Below are 15,192 nucleotides of genomic sequence, written 5' to 3' on the forward strand. Positions count from 1 at the left end.
GAATATTCCTGATGACTTATGTCGCGTCGAGCGCGCGGCAATCGTCGGGCAGCCAGCCGATCTCGATCTGCTCGCCCGGTTGCAGGCGGCGTTGGTCGGGGGCGTTGCGTGTCTTGATGATGAACTCATCGGTTCCGGCGACCCGCAGGCGCGTGCGGAAGATGTCGCCCATATAGATGAACTCGACCACCTCGGCCTTGAGCGTATGGGCATCCGGGCTGAGGCGCTCGCGGTTGAACTCCACCCGCTCGGGGCGGATCGAGATCAGCGTGCGGTCGCCGGGTTTTTCCACGTTCACCGGCTTGGCGTCAATCAGCCCGCCATCGTCGAGCTGGACAAGGGCAAGGCCGTTCTTGATCTCTTTCACCGTGCCTTCGAGGGTGTTGTTCTCACCGATGAACTGCGCGACGAAACTGTTTTGCGGACTCTCATAAAGCTCGTCCGGCGGTGCCAGTTGCTGAATCTTGCCGTCGTTGAACACCGCGACCCGGTCAGACATGGTCAGCGCCTCGGTCTGGTCGTGGGTCACATAAACGGTAGTGATCCCCAGTTCATGCGCGAGATGCGTGATCTCGAACTGCATCTTCTCGCGCAGCTGCTTGTCGAGGGCGCCGAGCGGCTCATCCATCAGCACCAGCTCCGGCTCGAACACCAGCGCCCGCGCCAGGGCCACACGCTGCTGCTGACCGCCCGAGAGTTGCGCCGGGCGGCGACCGCCGAAATCACCCATCTCGACCATTTCCAGCGCGCGTTTGACCTTGGCCTCGCGATCCGACTTGCCGATCTTGCGCACCTCGAGCGGAAAGCTGAGATTCTCGGCGATGGTCATGTGGGGGAACAGGGCATAGTTCTGAAAGACCATACCGATGCCGCGCTTGTGCGGCGGGATGTTGTTGATGCTGACCCCGTCAAGCTTGATCTCGCCATGGGTGGCTGTCTCGAACCCCGCGAGCATCATCAGGCAGGTCGTCTTGCCGGAGCCTGACGGCCCGAGCATTGTCAGAAACTCGCCCTTGGGCATCGAGAGGTTGAGGTCTTTCACGACGAGCGTTTCGCCGTCGTAGCTTTTCTGCACGCGTTCAAACGCAACGAACGCGTCGTTGTTTCCGGTATCAGCCAACGTAGGCTCCCTGTTGTTTATGCGTCGTGAATTTTTCCACGTTCGGAACAGACTAAAACGCCAAATTTCCAGTGATGCAAGTGAACAGCGACCCTTTTTGCAAGATTCCCGGCATCACAGGTCAAATTGACTGCAAGATCATCAGATTCAGTCGAATGTCCTTCGCTTTACCGCAAGAAAAAGGGCCGTCAGAGTGATCCCTGACGGCCCGGCGGCGCGGATTGTTTATTATCCGAGGACGGTTTTGACGGCCTTGGCGGTCTTTTCCACGACCTCGTCGGCCTCGGCCTTGGTCAGGCAGAACGGCGGGGCGAATCCGAGGATATCACCCTGCGGCATGGCCCGTGCAATGACGTGATCTGCGGCGAGCGCGGCGGAAATCTGTGGCCCCACCTTGTCGGCGGCATCAAAGAAGGTGCGGCTGTCGCGGTCCTTCACGAACTCGACCGCACAAAGCATGCCTTCGCCCCGCACCTCGCCCACGTTCGGGTGATGCCCGAGCGCCTCGGCCATGGTCTTGTTGAGATAGCCGCCCACCTCGCGGTTGTTGGCTATCAGGTTCAGATCATCCAGCAGCTTGAGGTTGGCCACCCCCGCCGCCGCCCCGATGGGATGCGCCGAATAGGTCCAGCCGTGGCCGATGGGGCCATTCTCGTCGGTGCCCTGCTCCAGCACCTTCCACATCTTGTCACTGACGATGCTGCCCGAGAGCGGCGCATAGGCCGAGGTCAGCCCCTTGGCGATGGTGATGAGATCGGGCTTGAGCCCGTAATGCTCGGAGCCGAACATGGTGCCGAGGCGGCCAAAGCCGGTGACGACCTCGTCGGCGACGAGCAGGATGTCGTGCTTTTCCAGAATCGGCTGGATTGCCTCCCAATACCCGGCAGGCGGCGGCACGATGCCGCCGGTGCCCAGAACCGGCTCGCCGATGAAGGCGGCGATGGTGTCGGCCCCCTCGCGCGCGATCAGCCCCTCAAGCTCCGCCGCGCAATGGGCGACGAACTGGTCCTCGGTCATGTTTACATCGTCGCGGCGATAGTAATACGGGGCCTCGGTGTGGAGCACCTGCGCGAGCGGCAGGTCGAATTTCTGGTGAAAGAGATGCAGCCCCGTAAGCGAGCCGGTCATCAGGCCAGAGCCGTGATAGCCGCGCCAGCGCGAGATGATCTTCTTCTTCTCGGGGCGGCCGAGGATGTTGTTGTAGTACCAGATCAGCTTGATGTTGGTCTCGTTGGCGTCACTGCCCGAAAGGCCGAAATAGACCTTGGACATGTGACCCGGCGCGCGGTCGAGGATCATCTTGGCGAGCGTGATCGACGCCTCGGTGCCGTGGCCGACATAGGCGTGGTAATAGGCCAGTTCGCGGGCCTGATCGGCGATGGCATCGGCGATGTCCTGACGGCCGTAGCCGACGTTCACGCAATATAGCCCGGCAAATGCATCGAGCAGCTTGTTGCCCTCGCGGTCCTCGATATGACAGCCGCTGCCGCCGGTGATGATCCGGTTCGGGGCCTCGCCGCGCGCGAATTGCGCGAGATGCGTCGAGGGGTGGAAGAAATTCTCGCGATCCCATTGATCGAGTTGGTCATTGCGCAGCATGGTCTTTCCTTTCGCTTGTTCTGGGGCACCGGCATTTTCAAAAATTCCGGGCCGAAATCTTTTCAAGATTTCGCCTGCTCACGCCCAATCGCGGCAGACATACTTGATCTCCATGAATTCCTCCATGCCGCGCCTTGCCCCTTCACGGCCCAAGCCCGATTGCTTGACGCCGCCAAAGGGAATGGGCGCGCCGGTGACCTTGGTGCGGTTCACCGCCACCATGCCGAATTGCAGCGCCCGCGTCATCCGGTAGATGCGGCGCGGGTCGTGGCTGTGCAGATAGGCGATCAGGCCGAACTCGGTCGCATTGGCGCGGCGCACGACCTCGTCTTCGGTATCGAACGGCGTGATCGCGGCCACCGGGCCAAAGGTCTCGTCGCACATGATCGCGGCGCTATCCGGCACATCGGTCAGCACCGTGGGCTGATAGAACAGCGGGCCAAGATCATCGCGCTGCCCGCCGCAGGCTAGTTTCGCCCCGTGCTTGAGCGCATCGGCCACGTGCTCTTCCTGCTTCTGCACCGCCTTTTCGTTCATCAGCGGGCCGAGATCGGGGTCGTCCATGCCGCGCCCGAGGGTCAGCTTCTGCGTTTCTTCGGTAAATCGGCGGCAGAACTCGTCATAGATCGCGCGCTCCACGTAGATGCGGTTCGCGCCCAGACAATCCTGACCGGAGGTGGCGAATTTGGCCTTGATCGATTCCTCGACCGAGCTTTCAAGATCAGCATTCTTGAACACGATCACCGGGGCATGACCGCCCAGTTCCATGACCAGTTTCTTCACCGTGCCCGCGCATTGGCGGTAGAGCAACTGCCCGATATTGGTCGAACCGGTAAAGCTGAGCGCACGCACGCGGGTGTCGCTTGTCCAGGGCTCCACCACGGTTGCGGCGCGGCCCGTGACCACGTTGAACACGCCCGCCGGGATGCCCGCGCGCTCGGCCAGTTCGGCCAGCGCCAGCGCGGAATAAGGCGTCTCGCCAGAGGGATGCGCCACCACGGTGCAGCCCGCCGCCATCGCCGCCGCCGCCTTGCGCGTCAGCATCGCGGCGGGGAAGTTCCACGGGGTGATGAGGGCGGCGACGCCCACCGGCTCAAGCCACAATTCGACCTCGGCATCGGGCAGATGGCTGGTCACGCCCTCAATATTGGGGCGCTTGGATTCCTCGGCGTAATATTCGACGAAACTTGCGGCATAGTCGATCTCGCCGCGCGCCTCCGACAGGGGCTTGCCCTGTTCCAGAACCATGATCCGCGCCAGATCTTCGCGGTGCTCGATCATCAGGTCGAACCAGCGGCGCAGAATGGCCGAGCGGTCCTGCGGCAGGGTCATCGCCCAATCGTCGAATGCATCTTGCGCGGCGTCCACCGCCAGCCGCGCCTGATCGGCACTGAGGCTGGCCACATCGCCAAGCGCCACCCCGTCGGCGGGGTTGCGCACGGCGATGGTCTCACCATCCTCGCCGGCCACCCATTTGCCGCCCAGATAGGCAAAGTTGCGCACAAGGCGCGTGTCGGTGATCCCGTTACGGGTCCAGATCGCTGAATCAGACATGAGGCCCTCCTTTGCACAGAAAAATATACTGCGTGCGCAGAGGGTGGGGCTGAACTGAATGCCGCTTGCAGAATATTCTTCTGCTTAGAGCGCGAATTTCCAGAGAATCATTCGAAAAACATGTCCAACGGTGGCAGGCGCGGGGATTTCACCGGTTTGGTCACGATATAGGTGAAATAGCGTGCGAGCCCGATCCGGGCGTCCAACATCTGGTCGATCAGCCGCTGATAGGCGTCGATGTCGCGGGTCACGATCTGCATCAGGTAGTCGAACCCGCCGCCCAGCGCCCAGCAAGCCGTCACCTCGCCGTAGTGCTGCACGCTGTCCTCGAAGGCGCGAAAACTGGCAGGCGTGTGGTCCGCCAGTTCGACCGCCACGAAGACCGTCACATGCGGCCCCAGCTTCTTGAGGCTGATTCGGGCGTGATAGCCTTCGATCAGCCCAGCCTCTTCCAGCCGTTTCAGCCGCTCCCAGCAGGGGCTTGCCGACAGACCGACGCGGGTGGCCAGTTGCGCCTTGGTGATGCGCCCCTCATCGGCCAGGACCCGCAGGATTTCCAGGTCGCGCGCGTCGAGCCTCATGTATGGATCACCGTGCCCACGTCGCGACCAGTGAGGCGCGCCATGACATGCGTGGCAATCGCCGTGTCCTGCACACCAGTGCCGGTGAGGTCGCAGATCGTCACCTCGGACGCGTTGCGCCGCCCGCGCGCGCGGCCCCGGATCACGTCGCCCAGTTCGACCGGACTATCCTCGGCCCAGAGTCCGGCCTCGAGCGCGGCGCGCAATTCGCCCAGCGATTGCGCCTGCGGGGCGCGGTCGGCGACGTAGAGATCGGCCTGCACCAGTGCCTTTGGGTCGATCTCGTTCTTGCCCGCCTGATCCGACCCCATGGCGGTGATGTGCAATTCGGGATGCAGCCACTCGGCCTTGATCACCGGTTCCTTGGCGGGTGTAGTGGTGATCACCAACTGGCTTGCTTTCACCAGATCGGCGGGGGCCTCGACCACGCGGATATCGCACTTGAGATCGGACAGATCCTCGGCGCAGGCGTGCGCCTTGTCGGCATCGCGACCCCAGATCAGCAGCCGGTCAAAGGGTCGTACCAGATGTGCCGCCCGCGCCTGAAGCCGGGCCTGCACGCCGGTGCCGATCACCCCCGCGGTGTGAACGAGGTCGGGCGCGAGATACTGCGCCGCGACCGCCCCCGCCGCCGCGGTGCGCAGGTCGGTCAGGTAGCCATTGTCGAGAAACACCGCCTCGACCAGCCCGGTCTTGGCGGAAAACAGGATCATCAACCCGTTGAGGCTGGGCAGGCCCAGCTTGGGATTGTCGAAGAAACCGGGGCTGACCTTGATCGCGAACCCGCTCATACCAGGGATATAGGCGGTTTTCACATCGACCTCGCCATGCGCCTCGGCGAGATCCATCGACATCACCGGCGGCATCACCACGCCTCCGTCCGACAGTGCACCGAACGCCTGTTCGATCACCTTCACGCTATCGAGATCGAGCGTCACAGCGGCGCGCAATTCCGCCTCGGTCACGATTCGAATGTCATGTGCCATATCGCTTGCCCTCGATCACGGTGTCGCCCAGAGCCACGTCCTGCCCGGTGATGATCCGGGTGAACATGTCCATATCCAGATTGCGGCCGGTGACGATGGTGGCGGTCGGTCCCGCGACACTCACCTTGCCCGTCAGCACCGCAGCAAGGCCCACGACGCAGGCCCCTTCCGCCACGATTCGGTCTTCGTAATAAAGCACCTGCATCGCGTGGTAGATGTCGTCCTCGGTGACCAGCACCACCTCGTCCAGCAGATCACGGCACATCGGAAAGCTCAGCCGGTTTTTCAGGCCGATGCCGCCGCCAAGGCTGTCGGCGAGGCTCGCCACCTCCTCGACTTCGACGGGGCGGCCCGCGCGCAGGCTCTCGTGCATCGCCGCCCCCCGGTCCATGCTGATGCCCACGACACGGATCGACGGCTTGATCGCCTTGGCGGCCATCGCCACGCCCGCCGCCAGCCCGCCGCCCGATAGAGGCACCAGAAGCACCTCGATATCAGGCCGCGCCGCCATGATCTCCAGCCCGATGGTGCCTTGGCCCGCGATCACCTTTGGGTCGTCGAAGGGCGAGATTTCCGTCAGCCCCTCTTCGCGCACCAGCCGCTCGGCCTCGGCCTGTGCATCGTCCTGGCTGCGCCCAATGATGCAGACCTCGGCCCCCAGCGCGCGGATGCCGTCGACCTTGGCCTGCGGCACCAGTTCGGACATGCAGATCACCGCGCGAATACCCCGCTCCCGCGCCGCATAGGCCACACCGCGCCCGTGATTGCCGGTCGAGCAGCAGGTGACGCCCGCCGCCTCCTGCACCCCCGCCACGGCATTCAATGCTCCGCGCAGTTTGAAGGCGCCGATGGGCTGCATGTTCTCCAGCTTGAGCAGGAAATCGTGGCCGCAGATCGCACTCATATGCGGCGACGGCACCAGAGGCGTGGCATCCGCCACCCCGGCGATCACTTGTGCCGCAGCAAGAACATCGGCCAGATCCGGGCGCATCGCTGTCTCCTTTTCGAAACCTCTGCGCAATCTGCGCGCGGTGCAGCCTATCGTCAACTCTGCGTCATTGCGTGGCCTGAAAACGACATTACGTGGCGTATTTCTTGGGGCAGCCCGGCTAAAAAACCCCTACCCGGGCCAAATCTCTAACCGACAGGCCCTGAAATGATCGAAAAAGACCTTCCCTTCTCCGACCAGGAATATCAGCGCCGCCTCGAGAAAACCCGCGTCGCGATGGCCGCGCGCGATCTCGACGCGATTTTCGTCACCGATCCCTCGAACCAGCACTGGCTGACGGGATATGACGGCTGGTCCTTCTATGTGCATCAGGGCGTGCTGGTGTTTCCCGATGCCGATCCGATCTGGTGGGGCCGCAATCAGGATGCCAATGGCGGCGTGCGCACGGTCTGGATGACCGATGACCGGGTGATCGGCTATGCCGATAACTACGTGCAATCGACCGAGCGTCACCCGATGCAAGATCTGGCCGAACGTCTGACCGGCATGGGGCTGGCGGACAAGCGGATCGGCGTCGAGATGGACAACTACTATTTCTCCGCCAAGGCGATGCAGACCCTGCGCGAGGAACTGCCCGAGGCGACATTCCTCGACGTGACCGCGATGGTGAACTGGCAGCGCGGCGTGAAATCCGACGAGGAACTGGCCTTTATTCGCAAGGCCGCCGCGATCTCGGAAAAAATCACCGATGGCCTCTTTGAGCGGGTCGAGCCGGGCATTGCCAAGAACGAAATCGTTGCCGAAATCTTTCGCGACGCGATCCGTGGCGTTGAAGGCGCATGGGGCGACTATCCGGCCATCGTGCCGCTGCTGCCCTCAGGGTCTGATGCCGCAGCGCCGCACCTGACATGGAACGGTCGCGAATTCGCCACCGGCGAGGCGACGTTCTTCGAAATTTCGGGCTGCTACCGCCGCTATCACGCGCCGCTTTGCCGGACGCTGTTCCTCGGCAAGCCGCCGCAATTCCTGCTCGATGCGGAAAAGGCGCTGGTCGAGGGGCTGGAGGCCGGGCTTGAGGCGGCAACGGCGGGCAATCGTGCCTGCGACGTCGCAAATGCGCTCGCCGCACCGCTGGAACGTGCGGGCATCGAGCGCGGCGCGCGCTGCGGCTATCCCATCGGGCTCAGCTATCCGCCCGACTGGGGCGAGCGCACGATCAGCCTGCGCGCCGAGGACGAAACCGTGCTGGAACCGGGCATGACGTTTCACTTCATGCCGGGGCTGTGGATGTCGGACTGGGGCCTCGAGATCACCGAGTCGATCCTGATCAAGGACAGCGGCCCGGCGGAAACCTTCTGCAACCGCCCGCGCAAGATGTTCATCAAGGACTGAGCCGAAACCCAGACCCCGAAAACAACAACGCCGCTGCGATCCGCAGCGGCGTTGCTTTTCTTCCACAAGGTGAACGGCGTTATTCTGCCGCGTCTTCCTTGGTGATCTCTTCGCCGGTTTCCTGATCGACCATCTTCATCGACAGGCGGACCTTGCCGCGATCGTCAAAGCCCAAGAGCTTGACCTTCACGTCCTGACCTTCCTTGAGCACGTCGCTCGGGTGGTTCAGGCGGCGGTTCTCGATCTGGCTGACATGCACCAGCCCGTCGCGCTTGCCGAAGAAGTTCACGAAGGCGCCGAAATCGACGATCTTGACGACCTTGCCGTCATAGATTTGGCCCTCTTCCGGCTCGGCCACGATCGACCAGATCATGTCATAGGCCTTCTTGATCGACTCGCCGTTGGGCGATGCGATCTTGATGATGCCCTCGTCGTTGATATCGACCTTGGCACCCGACACTTCGACGATCTCGCGGATCACCTTGCCGCCCGACCCGATGACTTCACGGATCTTGTCGGTGGGGACCTGCATGGTCTCGATGCGCGGCGCGTGGATGCTGAAATCAGCGGCCCCCGAAAGCGCCTTGTCCATCTCGCCCAGGATATGCATGCGCCCGGCTTTCGCCTGTTCCAGCGCCTGCTTCATGATCTCGGGCGTGATGCCTGCGACCTTGATGTCCATCTGCAAGGAGGTGATGCCCTCGGCGGTGCCGGCGACCTTGAAATCCATGTCGCCGAGGTGATCTTCGTCACCGAGGATATCCGACAGGATCGCAAATTCGCCATCCTCTTCGAGCACGAGACCCATGGCCACACCGGCAACGGAGGTCTTGAGCGGCACGCCTGCATCCATCATCGACAGCGACCCGCCACAGACCGAAGCCATGGAGGAAGAGCCGTTCGATTCCGTGATCTCCGACACCAGACGGATGGTGTAGGGGAAATCGGTCGCGGGCGGCAGAACCGCCTGAAGCGCGCGCCACGCGAGCTTGCCATGGCCGATTTCACGACGGCCCGGAGGGCCCACGCGCCCGGCTTCGCCCACCGAATAGGGGGGGAAGTTGTAGTGCAGCAGGAAGTTCGATTTGAAATTCCCGTGCAGCGCGTCGATGAACTGCTCGTCGTCGCCGGTGCCGAGCGTGGTGACCACGAGGCCCTGCGTCTCACCACGGGTGAAGAGCGCCGAGCCGTGGGTACGCGGCAGCAGGCCGGTTTCACACACGATCGGGCGGATTTCATCGAGACGACGGCCGTCGATGCGGTTGCCGTTCTTGACGACATCACCACGCAGCACGACCGACTCGAGCTTTTTCATGGCGGACCCGAGATTGCCGTCTTCAAGCTGCTCTTCGCTCAGCTGTGCCTTGATCGCGTCTTTCGCCGCAGAAATCGCATGGGTGCGTTCCTGCTTGTCGCGAATGGCAAAGGCGGCGCGCATCTGCTCTTCGCCTGCCGCTTTGACGGCGGCGTAGAGGTCGGAGTAATCCGGCGGCGTGAAGTCGAACGGCTCCTTGGCGCAATCCTCGGCGAGCGAAACGATGAGATCACAGACCGGTTGGATCTGCTCATGCGCGAAGGTCACCGCGCCAAGCATCTCTTCCTCGGTCAGCTCATAGGCCTCGGACTCGACCATCATCACGGCGTCCTTGGTGCCCGCGACGACCAGATCGAGACGCTGCTCGGGGTTGTTGCGCAGGTTGTGCATGTCGTCGATCTCGGGGTTGAGGATATATTCCCCATCCGAGAAACCGACGCGGCAGCCTGCGATCGGGCCCCGGAACGGCGCGCCGGAAATAGTCAGCGCGGCGGAGGTCGCGATCATCGCCACGATGTCCGGGTCATTGACCAGATCGTGGCTGAGCACGGTACACATCACCAGCGTTTCGTTCTTGAAACCCGGCACGAAAAGCGGGCGGATCGGACGGTCGATCAGACGCGCGGTCAGGGTCTCTTTCTCAGTCGGGCGTGCCTCGCGCTTGAAGAAGCCACCCGGCACCTTGCCCGCCGCGTAGTATTTTTCCTGGTAGTGAACGGTCAGCGGGAAGAAATCCATTCCCGGCTTCTGTTCCTTGGCAAAGGTCACGTTCGCCATGACCGAGGTCTCACCAAGGGTGGCGATCACCGACCCGTCGGCCTGACGGGCGATCTTGCCGGTTTCCAATGTGAGGGTCTCTTCCCCCCACTGCATCGATTTTTTCGTCTCTTTAAACATCACGTTTCCTGGTTCTGGCCGGTCCGGGCGTATCCCGTCGGGCCCATTTGCATCCGGGGCCGCATTGCCCCGCGGCTTTGCTTGCTTCATCCTGTTCCCGGCAAAGCCAGACCGGGGAACAATCGGATCATACGAAAACCGCGCCCGTTTGGGGCGCGGTCTTTTGTCTTAGCGGCGAATGCCGAGGCGCTTGATGAGGTCCGTGTAACGGGCCTCTTCCTTGCCCTTGAGATAGTCGAGAAGCTTACGACGCTGCGCGACCATCATCAAAAGGCCACGGCGACCGTGGTTGTCCTTCTTGTGGGTCTTGAAGTGTTCGGTCAGCGTGGTGATCCGCGAGGTCAGGATGGCAACCTGCACTTCGGGCGAACCGGTGTCGCCTTCCTTGGTGCCGAATTCCTTGATCAGGCGGTGCTTTTCTTCAACAGTGATCGACATCGGGATCTCCTTGTCATTCAGGGTTTCGGGCGCAAGCCGGGATGTCGTCCAGCAAGGTCCATGAGATATACCTCTGGGCCGGGCCCGAAGGATACGCGCGTATAGGAGAATTCGGTGGAAATTGAAAGCGGGAATCTCCGACCCGGATCAGAGCCCCATGAGCGCCGCCAACCCGCTTTGCGGCAACGGCGTGACATGATCCAGCGTCAGCCCCTGCGCATTCGCAATCACTGCCACGGCACTGCCATCGAGCACAAGATGCTGCGTGCCAGCCGTGTCGGGATCAGGTTCCAACGTGATGTCGGGCACTGCGCCACCCGCATCATCGTAGACCACCAGCAACGCATCCTCGGCGGTCGAGAAATCGAGGATTTCCGCCTGATGCCCGGCCCTAAGCCAATCGCCGAGAATCACGCTGTCTGCGCCTGACCCGGTGCTCACGATATCGCCCTGCCCGGCGAGGATCACGTCATCGCCGGACCCGCCATTAAGATAGTCCCGGCCGTCAATGTCATCGCGCGGGGCGGTGTCGGGATCATCCACGACACCGCTCAGCGTATCATTGCCGATGCCGCCGAACAGCGTGTCCTGCCCCGGATCACCGATCAGATAATCATTGCCTATATCGCCATGCAGCGCATCCGTGCCATCGCCCCCCGAAAGCGTGTCATCGCCCGCACTGCCGACGAGGCTGTCATCGCCTGCACCGCCCCAGAGCCGGTCATCGTCATTATGCCCATAAAGGATGTCGTCGCCATCGCCGCCAAGCAGGCTGTCATTGCCGTCGCCACCATGCAGCGTATCATCGCCACCCTCGCCGGAAATCACGTCCCGTCCCTCGGCCCCGCGCAGCACATCGGACCCGGCCCCGCCGGTGATCGTGTCATCGCCCTGATATCCGCTGATCTGATCCGGCCCGTCCGTGCCGATGATCTCATCAGCCCCGTCCTGCCCGGTGATCACCTGCCAGACCGGAGTATCCGGCGCATCCGTCACCTGGTCCAGCAGGTCAGGGGCATTCTCCGGCGGCGGGTCATCGGGCGGGCTGTGATCCTGTGACACCTCGTCACCCGCACCATCCAAGCCGACAAAGGCCGACGCCCCGACCGCTACCATTCCCAACAATCCGGCAAGAAACAGCATTACCCAAACTCGCCAAAAACCCCGAACAGGAGACTATAGCGCGCAGATTATGGCAAGCGGATTGGCATTCGATGGTTAATGCGCGGCAGGGCGCACCTCGTATCCCGGCTCTTCGGGTTCGTCATCGGTCATCTGCGCCGGAAAGCCCGGCGCGCGGATATCGAGGCCCGTGGCATCTTCCAGCCGCCGAATGATGTTGGGCGACAACTCCCGCTCGCCGTAGCGCGCGATGCCATCGTCGAAGATCGAGATCAGCAACGGCGACAGTTCCAGCGGCACACCCGCCTCGTCGGCGATCTTCTGAAAAAGGCCGATATCCTTCTTCACCAGATCCATCGTGAAAGAAATGTCGCGGCTGCCGTTCAGGATCACCTGGCTTTCGGTTTCATGCACGAAGGAGGTGCCGGAACTGATCTTGATCGCCTCATACGCGGTCGCGAGATCCATGCCCGCCGCCTTGGCCGTCACCAGCGCCTCGCAGCAACTCAGCAGGTTGGCGGTGGCGAGGTAATTGGTGATCACCTTGAGCACCGAGGCGCTGCCGGTCTCTCCGGTATGCAGCACCCGCCGCCCCATCGTCGTCAAGAGCGGCAGAACTTGCTCGAAGGTTTCGCGCGGGCAGCCCGCGAAAATCGCGATATTGCCGGTATCGGCCCGGTGACAGCCGCCCGAGACCGGGCAATCCACCGCCGTCCCGCCACGCGCCTCGACCATCTCGGCCAGCCTGCGGATTTCGCCTGCATCCGTGGTGGACATCTCCAGCCAGATCTTGCCCGGCCCGACCTCTGGCAGCATCTGCATCATCACCGCATCCGAGGCGGCGGGCGACGGCAGGCAGGTGATCACCACCTCGCTGTCGCGCATCAGCTGTGCCGGGCTCTCGCCCGGTTTGGCACCGCGCGCGACAAAGCCCTGCACCAGATCGCCGTTGAGGTCATAGACCGTCAGGTCGTGGCCGTTGCGCAGCAGGCTGCCGGACAGTTTGCCACCGACATTGCCCAGACCGATAAAGCCTATTTTCATGGAGTATGTCCCTGTTGCTTGCACCGCTCTCAAGACGGCTGTGCACAGCCTTTTGCGATTCGCGGTGCAAATGCAAAAGGGAAACACGCGCGCGGCGTAAAAACCGGCTCAGCTGCGGCGCAGCGTGTCGCCCAGGCTGATCGTGGGTTCCAGCGCGATGCGCACAGGCTCGGCGGCCTCGGGGTGGTCCGCGCGGGCGGCGATGATCTCGGCGGCGCGGCGTCCGATCTCCAGTCGGCAGGCATCCATGGTGGCCAGCTCACGCGGCAAGCCCTGCAAAAGCTCCACCCCGTTGAACCCGGCCAGCCCGATCTCTCCGGGAATATCGACGCCTTTCTCCAGCAGGTAGAGCAACCCGCCCGCACCGATCATGTCGTTGGAATAATAAAGGAAATCCAGATCCGGTGTGCGCCGTAACATCTCGGCGGTCATCTCGCGCCCCTTGAGCAACGCCGAGCCCCCGGAATAGAACTCGTGATCGGCCATCTCGATCCCGGCCTTGGCCAGCGCCTCGGTGAAGCCCTCGAAACGTTTGCGCGCCCGGTGATCGAGCGGCATCTTGGTGCCCATGAAGCCGATCCGGCGATAGCCTGCCCGAACGATCGCCTGCGCCATCTGCTGGCCGGCGCGGCGGTGCGAGATACCGACAACCGAGTCGATTGGCGTGCCGTCCACATCCATGATCTCGACCACCGGTATACCGCTTGCACGCAGCATCGCCCGGCTGGCATCCGAATGCTCCATGCCCGCGATGATCACGCCGGAGGGCCGCCACGAGAGCATCTCGTAAAGGACCTTCTCCTCTTTCTCGGGGCGATAGCCGGTCAGCCCGACAACCGGTTGCAGGCTGGTTTCTTCCAGCACCTGGCTGATCCCGGTCATCACCTCGGGAAACACCATGTTGGACATCGAGGGGATGATCACCGCCACGAGGTTCACACGCTGGCTGGCCAGCGCGCCCGCGATCTTGTTGGGTACGTAGCCCAACCGCTTGGCGGCCTCCAGCACCCGCTGCCGGGTGCCGTCCGACACATCGCCCTTGTTGCGCAGCACGCGGCTAACGGTCATCTCGGAAACCCCCGCCGCCTCGGACACGTCGCGCAGGGTCAGGGGGTGTCTGTCTTGATTTGTCACGGGCGTTGTCCAGAAAATGGGCTTGATCAACTGTTACCGCGAACAGGCGGGCCGGATCAAGCGGCCTGCGCATCACACCGGTATCGGGATTTTCGCTGTCCCGCAAATCGACCGATGACAAATCCCGCGTCGCCGGGTAATCAATCCCCGCGCGGCCCCGTGGCTCAACTGGATAGAGCAGCCCCCTCCTAAGCGTCTGCTCCTATAACCAAACCTCCTCATGCTCCCTCAAATTATATTTTTATCAGATACTTAGGTATTCTCGGTTCTCATGCATCCTCATAGATGATAGAGACAAACCGGTGATTTGAGAGACAAAAGGGGAGACAAATGCGACTGACCGATGTGACGATCCGTGCCCTGCCACTTGCACCCACAGGCAGCAAAAAGTACTGGGACGACAGAACGCCCGGCTTTGGCATCCGTTGCACAGCGAAATCCAAATCCTTTATCGTGATGTTTGGGAAAACTAGGCAATTACAGACCCTTGGCAGATACCCTGATATATCGCTCAGGGAAGCCCGCCAGGAAGCGAAGCGGATATTGGCACTCAAACCCCAAAAAAACCGCTTAGAAACGACTAGAGCCGCAGTGAGAGCCTATATGGAGGACGCAGAGACACGGCTACGGCATAACACGCTTCGTGAATACACACGGCACCTGCTAAAAGCGCCAGATAAGCCACTAGACGCCATGACGAAAAAGGACATTAACTGAGTTATAACCGAAAGTTGGTGACGGCCCGAATGGGCGGCATATCATGGCGTTGTTGAAGCGCCGCAATTCTCATTGAGAAAAGGATATGCCACATGACCAAGAATACAGTTATCGACTTCGCAAAACCAAGCGATTTTTCACCTGATCCGCTGACGGATCTTCTGCGAGCAGGTGCGCAGGAACTTCTGGCTACTGCGGTGCGCGCGGAGGTGTCCGAATTCATGGGCGGTCACGCGCACCTTTTGGACGACGAGGGCCGCCAGCGTTTGGTGCGCCACGGGTTTCTGCCGGAGCGCGAGGTTATGACCGGGATTGGCAAGGTAGCGGTTCAGGTTCCTCGGGTA

General features: G+C 62.2%; 13 protein-coding genes and 1 pseudogene. 3 read left to right on the forward strand and 11 right to left on the reverse strand.

All coding sequences use genetic code 11. The annotated features are described in order from the left end of the window. Positions 1–16: 16 nt before the first annotated feature. From BMX04_RS12885 to eutB, 6 genes are all read right to left on the reverse strand, one after another. On the reverse strand, positions 17–1,120 hold the full coding sequence (locus tag BMX04_RS12885; protein WP_050662959.1) for an ABC transporter ATP-binding protein: 1,104 nt from the start codon (positions 1,118–1,120) through the stop codon (positions 17–19). A gap of 228 nt (positions 1,121–1,348) precedes the next feature. After that, positions 1,349–2,719: an aspartate aminotransferase family protein gene (locus tag BMX04_RS12890; protein WP_074787120.1), complete on the reverse strand. Its 1,371-nt coding sequence runs from the start codon at positions 2,717–2,719 to the stop codon at positions 1,349–1,351. A 78-nt stretch (positions 2,720–2,797) separates the two neighbouring features. Continuing rightward, positions 2,798–4,273, reverse strand: a complete 1,476-nt coding sequence (locus BMX04_RS12895) for an NAD-dependent succinate-semialdehyde dehydrogenase (RefSeq protein ID WP_074787121.1) — start codon at positions 4,271–4,273, stop codon at positions 2,798–2,800. 107 nt (positions 4,274–4,380) lie between these two features. Continuing rightward, a complete protein-coding gene (locus BMX04_RS12900) occupies positions 4,381–4,854 on the reverse strand; it encodes an Lrp/AsnC family transcriptional regulator (RefSeq protein WP_074787123.1) in 474 nt (157 codons plus the stop codon). Then, positions 4,851–5,840, reverse strand: a complete 990-nt coding sequence (locus BMX04_RS12905) for a cyclodeaminase (RefSeq protein ID WP_074787125.1) — start codon at positions 5,838–5,840, stop codon at positions 4,851–4,853. Before BMX04_RS12905 ends, BMX04_RS12900 begins: the two co-directional genes overlap by 4 nt. Then, the gene (gene eutB / locus BMX04_RS12910; RefSeq protein WP_074787127.1) at positions 5,830–6,831 is read right to left on the reverse strand and encodes a hydroxyectoine utilization dehydratase EutB; all 1,002 of its coding nucleotides are present in this window, start codon (positions 6,829–6,831) and stop codon (positions 5,830–5,832) included. The genes BMX04_RS12905 and eutB overlap by 11 nt, the downstream gene beginning before the upstream one ends. 165 nt (positions 6,832–6,996) lie before the next feature. Between eutB and BMX04_RS12915 the strand changes: the two genes are divergently transcribed. Beyond that, positions 6,997–8,181, forward strand: coding sequence for a M24 family metallopeptidase (locus tag BMX04_RS12915; RefSeq protein WP_050662965.1), 1,185 nt, complete (start codon positions 6,997–6,999; stop codon positions 8,179–8,181). A gap of 79 nt (positions 8,182–8,260) precedes the next feature. On the opposite strand, the gene pnp is transcribed toward BMX04_RS12915, so the two are convergent. The 5 genes from pnp to BMX04_RS12940 form a co-directional block, all read right to left on the reverse strand. Continuing rightward, positions 8,261–10,393: a polyribonucleotide nucleotidyltransferase gene (gene pnp / locus BMX04_RS12920; protein ID WP_074787129.1), complete on the reverse strand. Its 2,133-nt coding sequence runs from the start codon at positions 10,391–10,393 to the stop codon at positions 8,261–8,263. 168 nt (positions 10,394–10,561) lie between these two features. Beyond that, entirely contained in the window at positions 10,562–10,831 is a 270-nt protein-coding gene (gene rpsO, locus BMX04_RS12925) for a 30S ribosomal protein S15 (RefSeq protein WP_050662966.1), read from the reverse strand. Positions 10,832–10,978: 147 nt separating this feature from the next. Then, a complete protein-coding gene (locus tag BMX04_RS12930) occupies positions 10,979–11,947 on the reverse strand; it encodes a calcium-binding protein (protein ID WP_244888547.1) in 969 nt (322 codons plus the stop codon). Between the two features lie 102 nt (positions 11,948–12,049). Then, positions 12,050–12,997, reverse strand: a complete 948-nt coding sequence (locus BMX04_RS12935; RefSeq protein ID WP_074787133.1) for an NAD(P)-dependent oxidoreductase — start codon at positions 12,995–12,997, stop codon at positions 12,050–12,052. A 108-nt stretch (positions 12,998–13,105) separates the two neighbouring features. Further along, on the reverse strand, positions 13,106–14,131 hold the full coding sequence (locus BMX04_RS12940; protein WP_050662977.1) for a LacI family DNA-binding transcriptional regulator: 1,026 nt from the start codon (positions 14,129–14,131) through the stop codon (positions 13,106–13,108). Positions 14,132–14,461: 330 nt separating this feature from the next. On the opposite strand from BMX04_RS12940, the gene BMX04_RS12945 reads away from it, so the two are divergent. Beyond that, positions 14,462–14,848: an Arm DNA-binding domain-containing protein gene (locus BMX04_RS12945; protein ID WP_074787135.1), complete on the forward strand. Its 387-nt coding sequence runs from the start codon at positions 14,462–14,464 to the stop codon at positions 14,846–14,848. A gap of 92 nt (positions 14,849–14,940) precedes the next feature. Next, a pseudogene (locus tag BMX04_RS12950) lies at positions 14,941–15,192 on the forward strand (IS256 family transposase); the annotation flags it as partial.

The organism is Roseovarius tolerans, from assembly GCF_900109855.1.
Lineage (GTDB): Bacteria > Pseudomonadota > Alphaproteobacteria > Rhodobacterales > Rhodobacteraceae > Roseovarius > Roseovarius tolerans.